Source organism: Paenibacillus jilunlii (assembly GCF_900102965.1).
Lineage (GTDB): Bacteria > Bacillota > Bacilli > Paenibacillales > Paenibacillaceae > Paenibacillus_AQ > Paenibacillus_AQ jilunlii.
The window spans coordinates 494,202-509,396 of the sequence record NZ_FNGM01000003.1 but is presented as its reverse complement, the minus strand read 5'-3'; the positions used below and the strand labels follow the sequence as shown (position 1 = coordinate 509,396).

At 47.3% G+C, this 15,195-nt stretch carries 15 protein-coding genes and 1 other annotated feature; of the genes, 13 read left to right on the top strand and 2 right to left on the bottom strand.

The window, feature by feature from the left end:
- Window positions 1-198: 198 nt before the first annotated feature.
- From BLQ82_RS09370 to BLQ82_RS09340, 7 genes are all read left to right on the top strand, one after another.
- A complete protein-coding gene (locus tag BLQ82_RS09370; RefSeq protein WP_083351102.1) occupies window positions 199-804 on the top strand; it encodes an HNH endonuclease in 606 nt (201 codons plus the stop codon).
- A gap of 15 nt (window positions 805-819) precedes the next feature.
- Window positions 820-1,287, top strand: coding sequence for a DUF2004 domain-containing protein (locus BLQ82_RS09365; protein WP_062528161.1), 468 nt, complete (start codon window positions 820-822; stop codon window positions 1,285-1,287).
- Window positions 1,288-2,003: 716 nt separating this feature from the next.
- A complete protein-coding gene (locus BLQ82_RS09360; RefSeq protein ID WP_074648067.1) occupies window positions 2,004-2,306 on the top strand; it encodes an SMI1/KNR4 family protein in 303 nt (100 codons plus the stop codon).
- Window positions 2,307-2,457: 151 nt separating this feature from the next.
- Window positions 2,458-3,576 (top strand): phosphodiester glycosidase family protein, encoded by a 1,119-nt coding sequence (locus BLQ82_RS09355; RefSeq protein WP_062528162.1) that lies wholly within the window; start codon window positions 2,458-2,460, stop codon window positions 3,574-3,576.
- A 158-nt stretch (window positions 3,577-3,734) separates the two neighbouring features.
- Window positions 3,735-4,667, top strand: coding sequence for a LysR family transcriptional regulator (locus tag BLQ82_RS09350; RefSeq protein WP_062528163.1), 933 nt, complete (start codon window positions 3,735-3,737; stop codon window positions 4,665-4,667).
- Between the two features lie 15 nt (window positions 4,668-4,682).
- Complete coding sequence (locus BLQ82_RS09345) at window positions 4,683-5,798, top strand: 5-methyltetrahydropteroyltriglutamate--homocysteine S-methyltransferase (protein WP_062528164.1); 1,116 nt, start codon at window positions 4,683-4,685, stop codon at window positions 5,796-5,798.
- 397 nt (window positions 5,799-6,195) lie between these two features.
- Window positions 6,196-6,864 (top strand): Type 1 glutamine amidotransferase-like domain-containing protein, encoded by a 669-nt coding sequence (locus tag BLQ82_RS09340; RefSeq protein WP_062528165.1) that lies wholly within the window; start codon window positions 6,196-6,198, stop codon window positions 6,862-6,864.
- 144 nt (window positions 6,865-7,008) lie between these two features.
- Here BLQ82_RS09340 and BLQ82_RS09335 read toward each other — a convergent pair whose 3' ends face one another.
- Window positions 7,009-7,989 carry a BtrH N-terminal domain-containing protein gene (locus tag BLQ82_RS09335; protein ID WP_062528166.1) on the bottom strand — a complete coding sequence of 327 codons (981 nt, stop codon included), beginning with the start codon at window positions 7,987-7,989 and terminating at the stop codon, window positions 7,009-7,011.
- Window positions 7,973-8,545 (bottom strand): PadR family transcriptional regulator, encoded by a 573-nt coding sequence (locus BLQ82_RS09330; RefSeq protein ID WP_062528167.1) that lies wholly within the window; start codon window positions 8,543-8,545, stop codon window positions 7,973-7,975. The genes BLQ82_RS09335 and BLQ82_RS09330 overlap by 17 nt, the downstream gene beginning before the upstream one ends.
- 383 nt (window positions 8,546-8,928) lie before the next feature.
- Here BLQ82_RS09330 and BLQ82_RS09325 point away from each other — a divergent pair, with 383 nt between their 5' ends.
- From BLQ82_RS09325 to BLQ82_RS09300, 6 genes are all read left to right on the top strand, one after another.
- Window positions 8,929-9,933 carry a Gfo/Idh/MocA family protein gene (locus BLQ82_RS09325; RefSeq protein ID WP_062528168.1) on the top strand — a complete coding sequence of 335 codons (1,005 nt, stop codon included), beginning with the start codon at window positions 8,929-8,931 and terminating at the stop codon, window positions 9,931-9,933.
- Window positions 9,934-9,979: 46 nt separating this feature from the next.
- Window positions 9,980-10,882, top strand: a complete 903-nt coding sequence (locus BLQ82_RS09320; RefSeq protein ID WP_244280740.1) for a helix-turn-helix domain-containing protein — start codon at window positions 9,980-9,982, stop codon at window positions 10,880-10,882.
- Window positions 10,883-10,894: 12 nt separating this feature from the next.
- A complete protein-coding gene (locus BLQ82_RS09315; protein ID WP_062528170.1) occupies window positions 10,895-11,989 on the top strand; it encodes a Gfo/Idh/MocA family protein in 1,095 nt (364 codons plus the stop codon).
- A 39-nt stretch (window positions 11,990-12,028) separates the two neighbouring features.
- Window positions 12,029-12,292 (top strand) — a binding site (T-box leader).
- 66 nt (window positions 12,293-12,358) lie between these two features.
- Window positions 12,359-13,912, top strand: a complete 1,554-nt coding sequence (gene lysS, locus BLQ82_RS09310) for a lysine--tRNA ligase (protein ID WP_062528171.1) — start codon at window positions 12,359-12,361, stop codon at window positions 13,910-13,912.
- A 93-nt stretch (window positions 13,913-14,005) separates the two neighbouring features.
- Window positions 14,006-14,725: a YebC/PmpR family DNA-binding transcriptional regulator gene (locus BLQ82_RS09305; protein ID WP_062528172.1), complete on the top strand. Its 720-nt coding sequence runs from the start codon at window positions 14,006-14,008 to the stop codon at window positions 14,723-14,725.
- Window positions 14,726-14,985: 260 nt separating this feature from the next.
- Window positions 14,986-15,165 (top strand): hypothetical protein, encoded by a 180-nt coding sequence (locus tag BLQ82_RS09300; protein WP_062528173.1) that lies wholly within the window; start codon window positions 14,986-14,988, stop codon window positions 15,163-15,165.
- Window positions 15,166-15,195 lie beyond the last annotated feature (30 nt).

Genomic DNA, 15,195 nt, shown 5'->3' with positions numbered 1-15,195 from the left:
AAGGGCAAGCATATCCGTCTTTATGGCGAGGTTAATCCTTGGGTGCTGTTGGCTGACGGAACGATTGAAGAAGTCGAAAGCCTTGAGGGAAGAAAAGCTGGAATCAGCACCCAGGCTGAGTTAGATAAGCTTAGCGGCTTAAAGACTTCTGAAAGAATAGATGTTTATAATTCTGCAGTTGCAAGAAAAGACGGAAAGATTGATTTTGATAGTATTAATGTTCCTGATGGTACAGGGACAGATTTACCGCCTGCCTTCAAGCAAACTAAATTTGCCAGTTCTTATGAAGCAAGGTTTAATCAAACACCAAGTGAAATGAATACAAAAGTCGGTTTTGAAGGAAAAAGAGGTGAATCCCTAGCCACTCTTAAGCAACCGCAAGACCCTAAAGTAAAGCAAAAACTAGATGAAGCTGGTATTGAAGGTATCCATTATAAAAATGCAGTTCCTGATTTATCACCTGTAGCAAAAGGACAGGTGGAAATCGACCATATGTTAGGGGGAACAGGGAAAAATGGAGGAAAAGCTAGACGAGCTAATTTTGCTCAGGCAGATCAAAAATTAGCTGATCAGCTTAATAGTTCACCTGAGTTAGCACGCCAGTTTGGAATGCAACCGGGAGCAATTAAGGCAAGTGACATAAAAAGGTATCGAACACAAAATGAATTAACTTGGCATGAATTAAATGATGTAAAAACAATTCAACTTGTTCCATCAGAAATTAATAGTACATTTGGGCACCTTGGTGGAGTAGGAGAGATAAATGCAGGGGCGTTTGAACCCGGAGGATTTGCCAATGAATAAGGAGGAGACATTAAAATGAAAATAAATGATGCAATTTTTGGTGAACTTGAATATGAGTATGGTTGGATTAAAGATACCACGATCGATTTTTGTGGGAAAGAATCTGAGATATCGATAATGATAGATGGTGAAGAAGATGGTGAAATTGATGAAGAACAATATGAATCTTATACTTCATTGATGCAAAATTGGGATCAATTACAGCAAGGCTTTTTACAAGCAATTTTAGATTATTATATACAAAAGAGACATGAACTCGGTTACGATGTGGAAGTTAACGAGAATTATCCTTTAATTGAGACTATTAATCAATTATTAGAAAAAATAACTTTAGTTGGTATTACCATTCCCTTTGCAGATTGTTTTGAAGGTAGAGATATTGGACTGACCTTTGACTGCATTTGGGATATTGAAAATGGTTTAGGACTTCGTCTCGTAAATGAAAAAATAATTAATGTAGGTTATCAGGATGTTGCAATTTAATACCCGTAAATTTTGGTTATTTGTCTCTACGTACAGTAACTCTCGAAAAGAATAATCCAAATTAACGATAGTGCGTTGCATGAAACAGGTTTCATTATGGTCAGATACTACCACAATAAAACCTGTTTTTACATGTGATTAAAATTGATTCTTTCTTGAAATTCTAATTTAGTGCTAAAGAGCTAGAGGCTATTGCTAAGCAAGCATTAATCACTTTAGGACGGAAAAACGCTTTAATCCCTGATGATCTGGACATTTACGAGGAAGTGCTGAAACGGTGGTCAACGCCAGACGGGGAGGAGATCGCTGTTTTGATAAACAAAATGATCATCTATCACTCTAACTTTGCCTCGGAGTTAGGAATGTCAATTGAATTTGGTGATTATAGATATGGCTTCTATCTATGAAATTTAGTTTCTCATACACATTAGTACAAAAGGGATATGGATTATTTTCTTTTCCTACCTCAGGTGACTTTTACGTACTCTTTATTACCAAGCTGGAGAGCAAAGCAAAACGAAATTACTTGAAACTGAGATTCTTACTGATGAAGAAATACAGTCAAGCGAAAGATTTATATAGTATTCTTGCTAAGATGAGAGAATAGATAAAACAGATATGTGACTCCAGTGATGAGGCTACAAATAGGAATATTATTATTCGTGATGTAAAAGGGAAGGTGTACAATTAATTATGTCAATATATTATTGTGATGAATGGTCAGGCACCCTGGAGGGAATTTAATCTGTATAGGAACGGATGAAGAGTTTGCTGGTAAAGTTTATTTCTGGGATCACGAGGAAGAACCTGAAGATCCTGATGACATGAGTAATGTGTACTTACTTGCAAATTCGTTTAGTGATTTTCTTGAGTCCTGCTGGACCAGGTTCTGCAGAGGTTTAAATTCAAGAATCTGTCCTTTTAACCAGGAGAGTTTAATCGAAAAGGGCAAAGCCGGCGATAATTCCTGTACTAATCCACATACTCCGTTTTCTCATGCTCCGCTTTCTCATCCTTAGTTATGCCACTGCTTACACCCGCTCTTCAATGGATTGAATTCCCAACAGTTAAACAAACTGAAACCTTTGATCTCGCAAAATCGTCTATGATGGGGTATATGAGCTTATGCCCATTTCCATTATCAGGCAGTAACAGGGAGGAAATTAAGCAGTGAATTCTTCATCATTACCACAACGCTCCACGGTCCGCAAGAAGAAACCCGTGCGTAAACGCAAGAAAAAAAGCTTTTTCCGCACACTTTTCAGAGTCTTTTTATTCGGCATTTTTCTGCTTTTGGCCGCCGGGGGCTGGCTGTATTTTGCCCCGTCTGCCCAGAACACCCGTTATCTGATTGCAGATACGCTAATAACCACACAACACCGCTATTTGGCGAAATATATTATTGGCGAAGATGAATTGAAGGAACGTGTCACGGAATACAATCAGCGGTTTGAGCATATGGGAGACGAAAAGGACACCCATGTGATAAAAGAACCTGCGGCGGAAGAACAAGATAAACCGCTGGTTGAGGTGGAAAAGGTGTCAGGCGGCGGCTACACCGGATATGTTATGACCGTTAATGATCCGACCAAAGTCCGCTTGGGTGTGCCGAACAGGATCGGTTCAGGCGAAAAGGTGACCAGCATGGTTGCCCGCACGGGTGCAATTGCCGGTGTGAATGGCGGAGGGTTTGCCGACCCGAACTGGAAGGGTAACGGCTTCAAGCCGATTGGTCTGGTCATTTCGCAGGGCAAGCTGTTTTATAACGGTCTCGGCGGCAAAAAATCTACACAGATCGTTGGCTTGGACAAGCAGGGTAAGATGATCGCCGGGAACTATACGCTGGACGAGCTTAGCAAGATGGGTGTGCAGGAGGCGGTGTCTTTTCAGCCCCGGATCATTGTTAATGGCAAAGGGCTGATCAAGAATGCCGCGGAAGGCTGGGGGATTGCGCCCCGGACCGCGATGGGCCAACGTGCTGACGGTGCGCTGCTGTTCGTGGTCATTGACGGCAGACAGCCCGGATACAGCATTGGCGCGAACCTCTATGATGTGCAGCAGATTATGCTGAAGCATGGAGCCGTTATTGCCGCTAACCTTGACGGCGGTTCATCAACTGTTCTGGTGAAGGACAATGAGATTGTGAACAAACCGTCTTCGCAATATGGCGAGCGCTATTTGCCCACCGCCTTCCTGGTGTTCGAGCATCCGGAACAGGCAAAGATCAGGAACATTTGGGAAGGGCTCGACCCGTCCAAGATCGATGCAGGGAAAAAGCGCAGCCAATAAGTACCCGCAGACTTTTCATACATCAGGCATGGATGGAACTACGAATCTATGCTACTATAAGCAGAAACTGAGGTGCCGTTCCTTCCGGGGGACGGTATCTGTTTTAATCGGAAAGAGAAGATTCTTCAGCAACAGTTCTTGCAAAAGGGGGAACAGGTTTGACATTGCAGCAGCTCCGCTATGCCATTGAGATTGCGAACAGCGGCTCGATGAATGAAGCGGCCAAAAGGCTTTTTGTCTCCCAGCCAAGCCTCTCCAATGCCATTAAGGAGCTGGAGAATGAGCTGGGGATTACGATTTTTGAACGGAACAACCGGGGGATCAGCATTTCTGCCGAAGGGGTGGAATTTCTGGGTTACGCCCGGCAGATTATCGAACAGACTGAATTTATGGAGAACCGGTACACCGGGAAGAAGCGCAGCCCGATTTATTTTTCCGTGTCTACCCAGCATTATCCTTTTGTCGTGGATGCTTTTGTCAAGCTGATGAAAGAGAACAGGGTGACGGAATACAACTTCAGTCTGAGAGAAACGCAGACCTATGAGATTATTGAGGATGTGCGGACACTCCGCAGCGATCTGGGGATTCTCTACATTAATGAGGGCAATTATAAGGTGATGAACAAGCTGTTCAGCGACGGGAACCTGAAATTTACTCCGCTCTTCAACACCAATCCGCATGTGTATGTGCGGGCAGGCCATATTCTTGCCGGGAAGGAACTGATTACGCTGGAGGATATACTGCCCTACCCGTACATTACCTTTGAACAAGGCGAGAACAACTCCCTGTATTTCTCCGAGGAGATGCTAAGCTTCACCCAGATTGAGAAAAATATCCAGGTTACAGACCGGGCCACGCTGACCCATCTGTTGCTGGGCAGTGATTCCTATACGGTCGGTACGGGAATTATGGATGCTGAGCTGAACGGCGACGGGCTGGTGACGATTCCTTTTGACAGTTCTGAAGTGTTCACCGTCGGCTGGATCGCCCATAAGGACCGCAAGCCCGGCGAAATGATGTCCGCCTATATCGATATTCTGAACGACCTGGTCACCAGAAATAATTTTGACCTTAAATCTTTTTTACTCTAACCGCAGGAGGAATGTATGATTAGTCCAGTTCACGGCTCCAAACGAAATACTCCGCCCTTTCGCTACGACATCGTCGGCAGCTTCCTCCGCACAGAAGCATTGAAAGCCGCGCGCAGCCTGCATCTCCAGGGCGAAATTACAGACAGGCAGCTGCATGAAATCGAGAATGCGGAGATCTCCAAGCTGCTGGAACAGGAGAAGGCGCTGGGTCTGAAGGCTGTCACAGACGGTGAGTTCCGGCGGTCCTGGTGGCATCTGGATTTTTTTCTCGGGATTAACGGTACGCAGAAGATCAGTCTGGATCAAGGCAGAAGCGCCAAAGAAGCGGTGCAGCGGGCAGAAAGCTTCCGGATTGTCGGTAAAATCACCTTCGGCGGGCATCCCATGGTTGGCCAGTTTGTGGAGCTGCAGCAGATGGCAGGAGATACCCTCGCCAAAATGACCATACCATCCCCGGCATTATTCCACTTCGTGGAAAGCTATAACGGAAATGAGATCTACCCTGACCGCGAGACGTTGTTCCGCGATATTATCCAAGTCTATCAGGACGCTATCCGTGCCTTCTATGAGGCAGGCTGCCGTTATCTCCAGCTGGATGATACTACCTGGGGAACCTTGTGCAGCGGCAGACACCGGGCGCATCTGCGCAGCCGCGGCATCGATCCCGACCAGCTGGCGCAGGATTATGTACGGCTGATCAACGAGAGTATTGCCGGACGTCCAGTCGATATGACCATTGCTCTGCATGTCTGCCGGGGCAATTTCCGCTCCACCTGGTTCGCCGCCGGAGGTTATGAGCCTGTGGCCGAAGTCCTGTTCAGCCAGGCTGAAGTGGACGCTTTTTTCCTCGAATACGACAATGAGCGTTCCGGCGACTTCGCTCCGCTGCGCTTCATCCGGGACCAGCAGGTTGTCTTGGGTTTGGTAACTACGAAGCACGGGGGGCTGGAGAGCAAGGAGCAGATCATCGCCCGGATAGAAGAAGCGGCACAGATTGTACCGATCGATCAGCTGTGCCTTAGCGCCCAATGCGGCTTCGCTTCCACCGAGGAAGGCAACATGCTCACGGAGGAAGAGCAGTGGGATAAGCTGCGGCTAATTATTGAGACGGCGGATGAAGTATGGGTGTGAGGGTGGCCAGCCTTTTTTGGTAAAGGGTGCAAATACAGGTAAAGCAACAGCGGATGAACTGTAAGAATCTAAATTAGGGATTCATACTCTTTGACACAAAGCCATCCGTAATCCGGGTGGCTTTTACTATCCCACGAGTTGAAACAATCCTGCTAACTATAGTCAGAAATAATAAAGTCTTAGACTGACGGTGGTTCATTACGGGAAGGATAACGTGGAAACATAATACATATTTCACATACTACATTCCATGTTATGGTAATATGAAGATGAATTTATGAAAAGTGTACAAGGAAGCGCAAGCGAAATGGCTGAAGAACCGTCTTTCTAGCATCTATAATATGTTTTAGCGTTAAGAATGGATGCATGTAAATAATACATATGGAGGTAATTAAGTTTGAAAACTCACTACTATCTCAGTTGGTTTAATAATTTTTTTCCAGAGAAGCTGGTCAAATGGTTGGATGAGGATATAAAAGACAGAAAGTCGCTTGTTATGATTAGCGCTCAACCGTCTGGTTACAAAGGTGAGCAAGTTAACATTGATGATGTTTCTGAAAGGATATGGTTAAATCAGGCTAACATTATTTTTGATGAATATCATTTCGTTGATTACCGCATGCAGAAGGAAGATGCCCGGCGATTCATTCAAAACGCTTCTGTCATTTTTTTATGCGGTGGAGATCCTGTTTTGCAGAACGATTTTTTGGCGGAATATGAATTATCGGATGTTATTAAGAACAGCAATGCCGTTATAATGGGTGCCAGCGCCGGTGCGTTAAACATGGCTGCAAAATGGTTAAGCTTGACAAACAATGGCTATCAAGTTGAAACAAGTACTATTTATGATGGTATTGGCTTTGATCATTTGGCCTATGAATCTCATTCTAAACGCGACTACGCCACGTTTGTTCAAGGCTACCTGTTCCCCTTGTCTGAAGAGATTGATGTTTATGCGGCAGAACAGGAGAGCGCTATACGTGTAAAGGACAGCAAAATAGACATATTGGGTCCTGTATATTTAGTTTCCCACTCCAAGATTCAGAAATTGGGTGAGACACTCTAATTAAGATGAGTGAAATTACATATAATGCTACGAAATAAACCACCAATAGATTCAAGTAATCCAGTTATAAAAAGCACCCTTGTTGGGTGCTTAAGCTGACACTGGGTTATAGCATAGATTCCGTTCAATGTAAGTGTAAGGCTATCACAACAATAGCTCCATGGCTGCGCGTTCTTTATCCGCAATCTCGAGCAACAGCTTTGACGCATGCACGAGCTCCTGGTGCTCACCTGTTCTTCCTGCATGGTCGATTGAAGCAGAGACGCTAACCCACATTGGAGCGATCTCTGTAAACATACAGTGGGCTTGTTCGATCCTCGGGTCCTCCAGCCGATCAGCACAATCTCTCAAATAATCCCTATACAGATTCCGAAATAAAGCGCCGCCGGTTCCCGCCCGCTCCATTAGCGTCGCGGTAAGACATAAATCATGTTCGAAATTGTTGCTGCGGGAAGGCCACTTCAAGATTTCATTGCTCATTTTAACAATGCCTTTATTGCCAATATTCCCAATGGGCGGATTCAGATAGTCATGCGCATTCATGGTCAAGGATTCGCGTATAGCAGGAACAAGCGGAAGCAATGCGTCGTTTGGCTCGATCGTAAAGGAACGATTCCGGGAGCTCATGGGTCCCTTTGCATTTCTGGCAGCGGCCAAGCTTGTCAGACGCGTCTTCACAAGTCCACCCTGTTGTCTGGTGTCCGCCATGTAGGCGTATTCGTCATCTATACCGTAAAGTACCGCATAGTGACCGGCGAAGTGCACTTTGTTCTTAAAATAATCCAAGTAATAGGCATCTAATTTAAGCCCAACCGGAATGCCGTGTTCGATGCTGTTTCGGACGTTCTGCCACGCCTTATTGACGGACGAGGTTTCTTGATATCTGACGTTCAAGCCGAGTCGTTCGGCGAGATAAGCGGTCAGTTTATCCGGTTTTACCCTTCCTCCGATGAAGGGGAAGTCCATTCCCTTCGAATCCCAGTATATGAATCCAAGCCCTTGCCCTAGTCCGAACAACATCGGCTCAGACAAGCGGACTCCCGCATATTGCATTAAATTGCCCACGGCGGTTGTTTCGCAATGTTCGCCTTGATAAGGAATGAAACCTTCAATAATTTTGACCATGTCTACTTGCCTCCTCCAATAATTCATGTATTAAACGGCTAACGAACGCTTGCTCGCTCTCGATTAAACTGAATGGATGTAAGAACAACGCCCTTACGTTAAGCGGCAAGCTGGCTCCGCCTTGTGATTCGTACTTCTGTCTTATTTTTATCGAGGCTTGTCCAAGAAAATCCAGTCGTTTCCGTAAAGCAATGACGGCCTCTTCTTTCCCGATATGGGGCAAAGCGGCCAAACCGAGATCGAAGCGGTTGTCACGTTCCCGTGTAGACGACAGGCTATCAAGAATTTCATTTCTCAGCTTACGTATACCTGCTTCGGTGAGGACAAACCGGGTCGGTGTTGGCCCCTTGCCGGATTTCTCGTCGGATGTCTCAGGTGAGATCCATCCTTTATCGCTAAGTTTCTTCAATCCCACATATATCGAAGTTGTACCGATATTCGCCCATTCTTTATAACCCCGCTGCTCGACTAACTTCATAATATCGTATCCGGAAGCTTGACGATGTTCCGCGATCATTTGCAGGAGCATGAATTCGACATTGGATAATGTATGCATAGAGAGACTCCTAATTTTGAATATTTCATATGTGGAATATAACATGGGTGTAATAAAAATTCAATAACCGGATCTACTGGAAAACTACAGCTTGAGAATGTTCAAATCAGGAACTGACGAACTTCCGAATGTACGGGTCTTGAGGCGGCACTTGAGCTCGTGGTATCGACCGACTATTAAACAACTGCTTCTGTATACAAAAATGCATAGTGTGGGCAACGGCAAAGCGTCTTAGATACGAATTCTTCCGGAGATGCGCTGAGGCATATGAAGAATGACGCAATTTCATATAGTTAATGTCGCATAATTCTATTAAAAATACGCTTTCTTTGTGCTATTTTAAATGGAGATGTCAGAATATTATATATTGGAGGGATAACGCTGTGACGCTTAGAATCGGTGTATTAAGCTTATGGCATGTGCACGCCTGGGATTATATCAAGCAGGTCCAGGAACATGAGGATACCGTGATCGCTGCCGTGTGGGATGAAGATCCCGTGCGGGGGCAGGCCGCCGCGGAACAGTTGAACGTTCCGTTTTTCGCTTCACTGGCCGATCTGCTTGCGAAGGATGATATAGACGGCGTTATTGTGGATGCGCCCACCCGCCTGCACACAGAGGTGCTGACCGCTGCCGCCAAAGCCGGAAAACACATTTTCACAGAAAAAGTGATTGCTGCAACACAGAAAGAAGCCAACGCTGTTCTCTCCGAGGTCACCAAGCAGCAGGTAATCTTGACCGTGTCCTTGCCCCGTCTGAATGACGGGTATACCTTAGCGATTCAAGATATTCTCCGTCAGGGCCTGCTTGGCACGATTACTTACGTCAGAGTGCGCTTGTCGCATGATGGAGCGATTGCAGGTTGGCTGCCGGCGCATTTTTATAATCTGGAGGAGTGCCAGGGGGGAGCCTTGATTGATCTCGGATGCCATCCGATGTACCTCACCAGACTCTTCCTGGGTCAAGCTGTGACCGGGGTTAGCGCAAGCTTTGGCTATCTCACCGGCAAGGAAGTGGAGGATAATGCAGTGGCGGCTCTTTCTACGGATTCCGGAGCGATCGGTGTCGTCGAAGCAGGGTTCGTCAACAGCCATTCACCCTTTGCTATAGAAGTGCATGGTACCGAAGGGACACTGCTGTACGGGACACCGGAGCAGAAGCTGTTGATTCGCACGAAGGCAGCAGGAGACGCCTACCAGGAATGGACCGAATGGCCCCTGCCGACCGCCAAAGAGAGCGCTTTCCGGCAATGGGTGGCTCATATCCAAGCGAATACTTTTGCCGAAGAAAATGTACAGATAGCCTTAGAATTGACAAGGCTGATGGAAGCGGCGAACCTTGCGGCCAGGGAAGGCCGTACGATATTTTTGAAAGCGCTGAACGATTAAGATGATCCGGGATGGTGCTGAATGGAGCCGGTGTTCTTTTGAGAAAATGTTCGAGAAGCAGGATATGCTGGAGCGTCTCGATATTTGCATCGAATGGGGGCATTACGAGATCAGGGTGCTCCGCTTCCACTTGACCTCTTTTCCGCCAGGCAAAGTTGTAGATTTCCACAAGCATGCGGAGTTTGAATTTCATTTCATCCCGCGCGGGCGGGGAAAAGTCATTCTCAGCGGACAACCATATCCTCTTTCAGAAGGTATGCTCTATCTGACCGGGCCGGGTGTGATCCACTATCAGGAAGCGGATGCCGGGGAGGCTATGGACGAACTGTGCCTGCACGTGGATATTACTGCCAGAGAAAGGGAAGGCGTTGACCCTTGGGAAGCCGCCGAAGCCGAGGAGACCATGGTCAAGCTGCGGACTCTGCCTGTGGTTCCGGCGCATGATTACCATCGGGCGATGCACTGCTTTTTGGAGGCCTATGAAGCATGTGACGGGAAACTGCTCGGATATTATACGTCCATTAAACAACTGGTGATCAATATCTTGTTGAGGACCATCCGGGCGTATGACAGCGGGGACAATCGGGCAGAAGCACCCGTGCGGAATATGGCGGCGTACAGATATGAATATGCGGTCCAGTATATGGAAGCCAATCATAAAACTCCTGTAACCTTGGACAATGTAGCGGAAAAGCTCCATATCAGCGGCAGACAGCTGCAGCGGATCTTCAAACAGGTTCAGCCGGAACGGCCGTTTAGCCGGATTCTTGAGGAAATCCGCCTGCAGGCTGTATGCCGTGCCCTGGAAGAGAACTTCTCCTCCATCGAGCAGATCGCCCAAGATTCGGGATTTACCAATGCAAATTATCTGCATGCTGTGTTCCGCAAGCGCCTGGGGATGACTCCCGCAGCGTTTCGTGCGTTGAGACAGCAATCCATTTCAAAGTGAGGGTGACTTAATATGAATGCAACGTATCGGATAGGTATTATCGGGTGTGGCGGTATTGCTAACGGCAAGCATCTTCCCAGTCTAAGCAAGCTCCAGAATGTAGAGCTGGCCGCTTTTTGTGACATTGTTGAAGAACGGGCAGAAGAGGCCCGGCAGAAGTATGGAAGTGCAGAAGCGAAAGTATATACCCGTTACACAGAATTATTAAAAGATGATTCGCTTGATATTGTCCATGTGCTAACCCCTAACATCTCCCATGCGGAAATTTCAATCGCTGCCTTGGAAGCCGGTAAGCATGTGATGTGCGAAAAGCCGATGGCCAAAACAGCCGCTGAAGCCAAAGCAATGCTCGAAGCCGCCAAACGGACCGGCAAAAAACTGACAATCGGCTATAACAACCGTTTCAGGGAGGACAGCTTGTACTTAAAACGGCTGTGTGAGGCCGGGGAGCTCGGCTCCATTTATTTTGCCAAGGCCCATGCCATCCGCCGCAGAGCTGTACCGACCTGGGGAGTGTTCCTGGATGAGGAGAAGCAGGGAGGCGGACCGTTGATTGATATCGGAACCCATGCGCTGGATTTGACCCTATGGATGATGGACAACTATCAGCCCAAGGTGGTTCTCGGCACCACCCACCACGAGCTTTCGAAGAGAGAGAATGCTGCCAATGCATGGGGACCGTGGGACCCGAAGCAATTTTCGGTGGAGGATTCGGCCTTCGGGATGATTGTCATGGAGAATGGCGCCACGATTATGCTGGAGTCCAGCTGGGCGCTGAATTCGCTGGATGTCGATGAGGCCAAATGCAGTCTGAGCGGAACTGAAGCAGGAGCCGACATGAAACAAGGACTGCGCATTAATGGTGAAAAGCTGGGCCGTTTGTATACGAACGAAATTGAGCTTAGTGCGGGCGGAGTGGCCTTCTACGAAGGCAGACAGGAAAGCGCGCCGGATACCGAAATGCGCCAATGGATTGAGGCGATTGACCAGGACAAAGAACCGGTGGTGACGCCTGAACAGGCCTACGTCGTTTCCCGGATATTAGAAGCGCTCTATGAATCCTCGCGTACGGGTAAAGCTATTTATTTGGATAATGACTTTTTATGATGATTTTGTTATAGTGGTCTATATTGAAAAAAGCATAACACTTCAGCGATGAAGAGAAGAGTAATCAGGCGGCATCGTTCACAGAGAGCTTCGGAAGGGTGAAACGGAGCAGCGGTGTGCCTGACGAAAAAAGTCTCCGAGCTTCATACGGAATTGGACACTACGTCCAAGGATGCTATGACGGGATCTCCCGTTACAGAGATAGGGTATAAGCGTAATGGCCGTACCCGAAGAGGCGGGCATGGCGACATGTTCGCGAACAGAGGTGGTACCACGGCGCTGAATACAGCTCTCGTCCTCAAGATGACAATCTTGCGGATGAGGGCTTTTTTGTTTTGTTTTTTACATTAAATGTTGAGGTGATTGTTCATGCATTGGTCAGAAAAAATAGCAAGCCGGCTCATCGAAAACCACCCGGAGCAGCAGACATTCGTGTGTGCATCGGGGATTAGTCCTTCAGGCCATATCCACATCGGAAATTTCCGTGAGGTTGTGACAACGTATTTTGTAAGCAGGGCGCTCGAAAAAGCGGGTAAACAGGTGCGGTTTATTTTTTCATGGGATGATTTTGACCGGTTCCGCAAGGTTCCGCTTCATGTAGATCCAAGTTTTGAGCAGTATATTGGCAAACCCTACACGCAGGTTCCTTGTCCTTACGGATGCCACACCTCCTATGCGGAGCATTTCGAGCAGGAATTTGAGGAGGCGCTCCAGGTTTTTGGAATCAGGCCGGAATTCATTTATCAGAGCAAGGAGTATCAGTCAGGCCGGTATGCACCCGGAATTCTTCATGCGCTGCGCAGCAGAGGTGAAATCTATGACATTCTGATGTCGTTCAAAACGGGTGAAGCCAGCGAAGCGGACAAAGCCGCATTCTATCCTGTGAGTATCTACTGCGGGGATTGCGGCAAGGACTCGACTACGGTGCATTCTTTTGATGATGACAAAGAGCTCTTGACCTACAGCTGTGAGTGCGGCCATCATAGCAATCTGTCTGTTCCAGAGGCGGATAACATCAAGCTGCAATGGAAAATTGACTGGCCGATGCGCTGGAATCTGGAGCAGGTGCTGTTCGAGCCTGGAGGCCGCGACCATTCGTCGGAAACAGGCAGTTACAATGTAGCTTCTGTTATCTCGGAACGGATTTTTGGAAGTGCGCCGCCCATGTATGAGCCCTATGAATTTATTAGAATTAAAGGGAGTTTTGCCAAAATGTCCAGCTCATCCGGGAACAACTACACCCCAGATGATCTGCTGAAGGTCTATGCGCCGGAAAATATTCTCTTCCTGTTCGCCAAATATCTGCCGGGTGCCGCCTTTCATATCGGGATGGATGAAGATGTGCTGCGCAACTATACGGAATTCGAGCGTTACCGGAAAGCTTACGACTCTCTGACACTTACGGATGATATTCGTGCAGCGGTGGAGCTTTCCCTGATTGATCCGCTGGACAAAAAAGCCCCCGGCTTTGGCCCCATTGCAGGCTTGCTGCCATTGATTCATTTTGATCAAAAACTGCTGCTGGAAATCATGACACGGAACGGGGAGAACGAAAATGTACAGGGGCTTCAACAAACCGCGGAGCGGGCAGAGTACTGGATCAGACACTGGATGCCGCAAAAGCTGGTTACTGTGAACACCCGCCGTGATAACAAGCTGTATGACACATTGGAGGCTCATGAGCAAGAATGGCTGGCTGCCTTTTGCAGGCTGCTGAGAACCGGGGGAATGGAAGATGAGCCGCTGATGAAGGCGATATATGCTATTTGCTATGACGAGGATAAAAAAAGCATGAAAAATAATCAAAAACGTTTATTCATGTTAATCTATCAACTGGTGCTGAGCCAGGAGACAGGGCCGCGAATCCCTGTGCTAATTCAGGCGGTCGGGGTGGAGAAACTGCTGGCGCTGCTGGATTTTTAGCGGGAAGGGGACTGCCCTTTACGGGATATATCGAACAGAGGTATAATATACAAGACTGTTTATAATTAATGTTGGAAAGTGAGCGGGAACAATATGGGTCGTAAATGGAATAATATTAAAGAAAAGAAGGCATCCAAGGATGCCAATACAAGTAAAGTATACGCCAAATTTGGTGTAGAAATTTATGTGGCAGCGAAGAAGGGTGAACCGGACCCGGAGTCGAACCGTGCACTGAAGGTCGTGCTGGAGCGCGCCAAAACGTACAATGTGCCGAAGGCGATTATCGACCGTGCACTTGAAAAGGCAAAAGGCAGCGGCGACGAAAACTACGTGGAACTGCGCTATGAAGGTTTCGGTCCAAGCGGTTCGATGATTGTTGTCGATGCGCTGACCAATAACGTTAACCGGACAGCTCCGCTGGTACGCTCCACATTCAGCAAGAACGGCGGTAACATGGGCGTCAGCGGTTCGGTAACGTATATGTTCGATCCGACAGCTGTAATCGGTGTAGAAGGCAAGTCTGCGGATGAAGTCATGGAGCTTCTGATTGAAGCAGACCTGGATGTCCGTGATGTACTGGAAGAGGAAGAAGCAGTGATTGTATATGCCGAACCGGACCAGTTCCACGCTGTACAGGAGGCTTTCCGCGGAGCCGGCATTACGGAATTCACCGTAGCTGAGCTGACTTTGCTTCCACAGAACTATGTGACTCTTCCTGAGGATGCCGAAGCACAGTTCGAGAAGCTGATCGACGCCTTGGAAGAACTGGACGATGTTCAGCAGGTGTATCACAATGTAGATTCGGAAGAATAGTATTGCGGTTTGTAAAATAGAATTGCTTCAAGCCAAAGCCGGACAGGCAGATCTGCGATCTGCTTATCCGGCTTTTTGGTTAACACATTGCTCCCTGTTTTCCGGTTTTTCCGAGCTATTGCGTGAAATGTATAATCTTCTCCATGAATTGCCACAATAAGCTGAAGTGACCGATCTGCATCAGCTTATGCTTTCGAGGCCGTTTTGTACGAGCTATTTCAGGAAGCAGGGCGCTAACAAAACTTATAGGAGGCAATATAGTGGAGAATCACACCAAACCGGACAAAAATTTGATCAACACGGTCGAGGAACTGGACCAAGTTGCCGTAACCAGTCAGGAGGCACAGCAAATGGAACAGAAGAAGCTCGACATCCGTAAAGAATCGCTGCGGGATGACAAGACCACGTATAAGAAAAATGAGCAGAATACGTATAAGTGAGAAGTTAAAAAAAGGGTGTTGAATATACGA

What these genes read in the sequence shown, in the direction of transcription:
- BLQ82_RS09305 (WP_062528172.1), top strand. Translation starts at nt 14,006, where the DNA reads ATGGGTCGTAAATGGAATAATATTAAAGAAAAGAAGGCATCCAAGGAT.
- BLQ82_RS09365 (WP_062528161.1), top strand. Translation starts at nt 820, where the DNA reads ATGAAAATAAATGATGCAATTTTTGGTGAACTTGAATATGAGTATGGT.
- BLQ82_RS09345 (WP_062528164.1), top strand. Translation starts at nt 4,683, where the DNA reads ATGATTAGTCCAGTTCACGGCTCCAAACGAAATACTCCGCCCTTTCGC.
- BLQ82_RS09330 (WP_062528167.1), bottom strand. Translation starts at nt 8,545, where the DNA reads ATGCATACATTATCCAATGTCGAATTCATGCTCCTGCAAATGATCGCG.
- BLQ82_RS09320 (WP_244280740.1), top strand. Translation starts at nt 9,980, where the DNA reads ATGTTCGAGAAGCAGGATATGCTGGAGCGTCTCGATATTTGCATCGAA.
- BLQ82_RS09315 (WP_062528170.1), top strand. Translation starts at nt 10,895, where the DNA reads ATGAATGCAACGTATCGGATAGGTATTATCGGGTGTGGCGGTATTGCT.
- BLQ82_RS09360 (WP_074648067.1), top strand. Translation starts at nt 2,004, where the DNA reads ATGGTCAGGCACCCTGGAGGGAATTTAATCTGTATAGGAACGGATGAA.
- lysS (WP_062528171.1), top strand. Translation starts at nt 12,359, where the DNA reads ATGCATTGGTCAGAAAAAATAGCAAGCCGGCTCATCGAAAACCACCCG.
- BLQ82_RS09335 (WP_062528166.1), bottom strand. Translation starts at nt 7,989, where the DNA reads ATGGTCAAAATTATTGAAGGTTTCATTCCTTATCAAGGCGAACATTGC.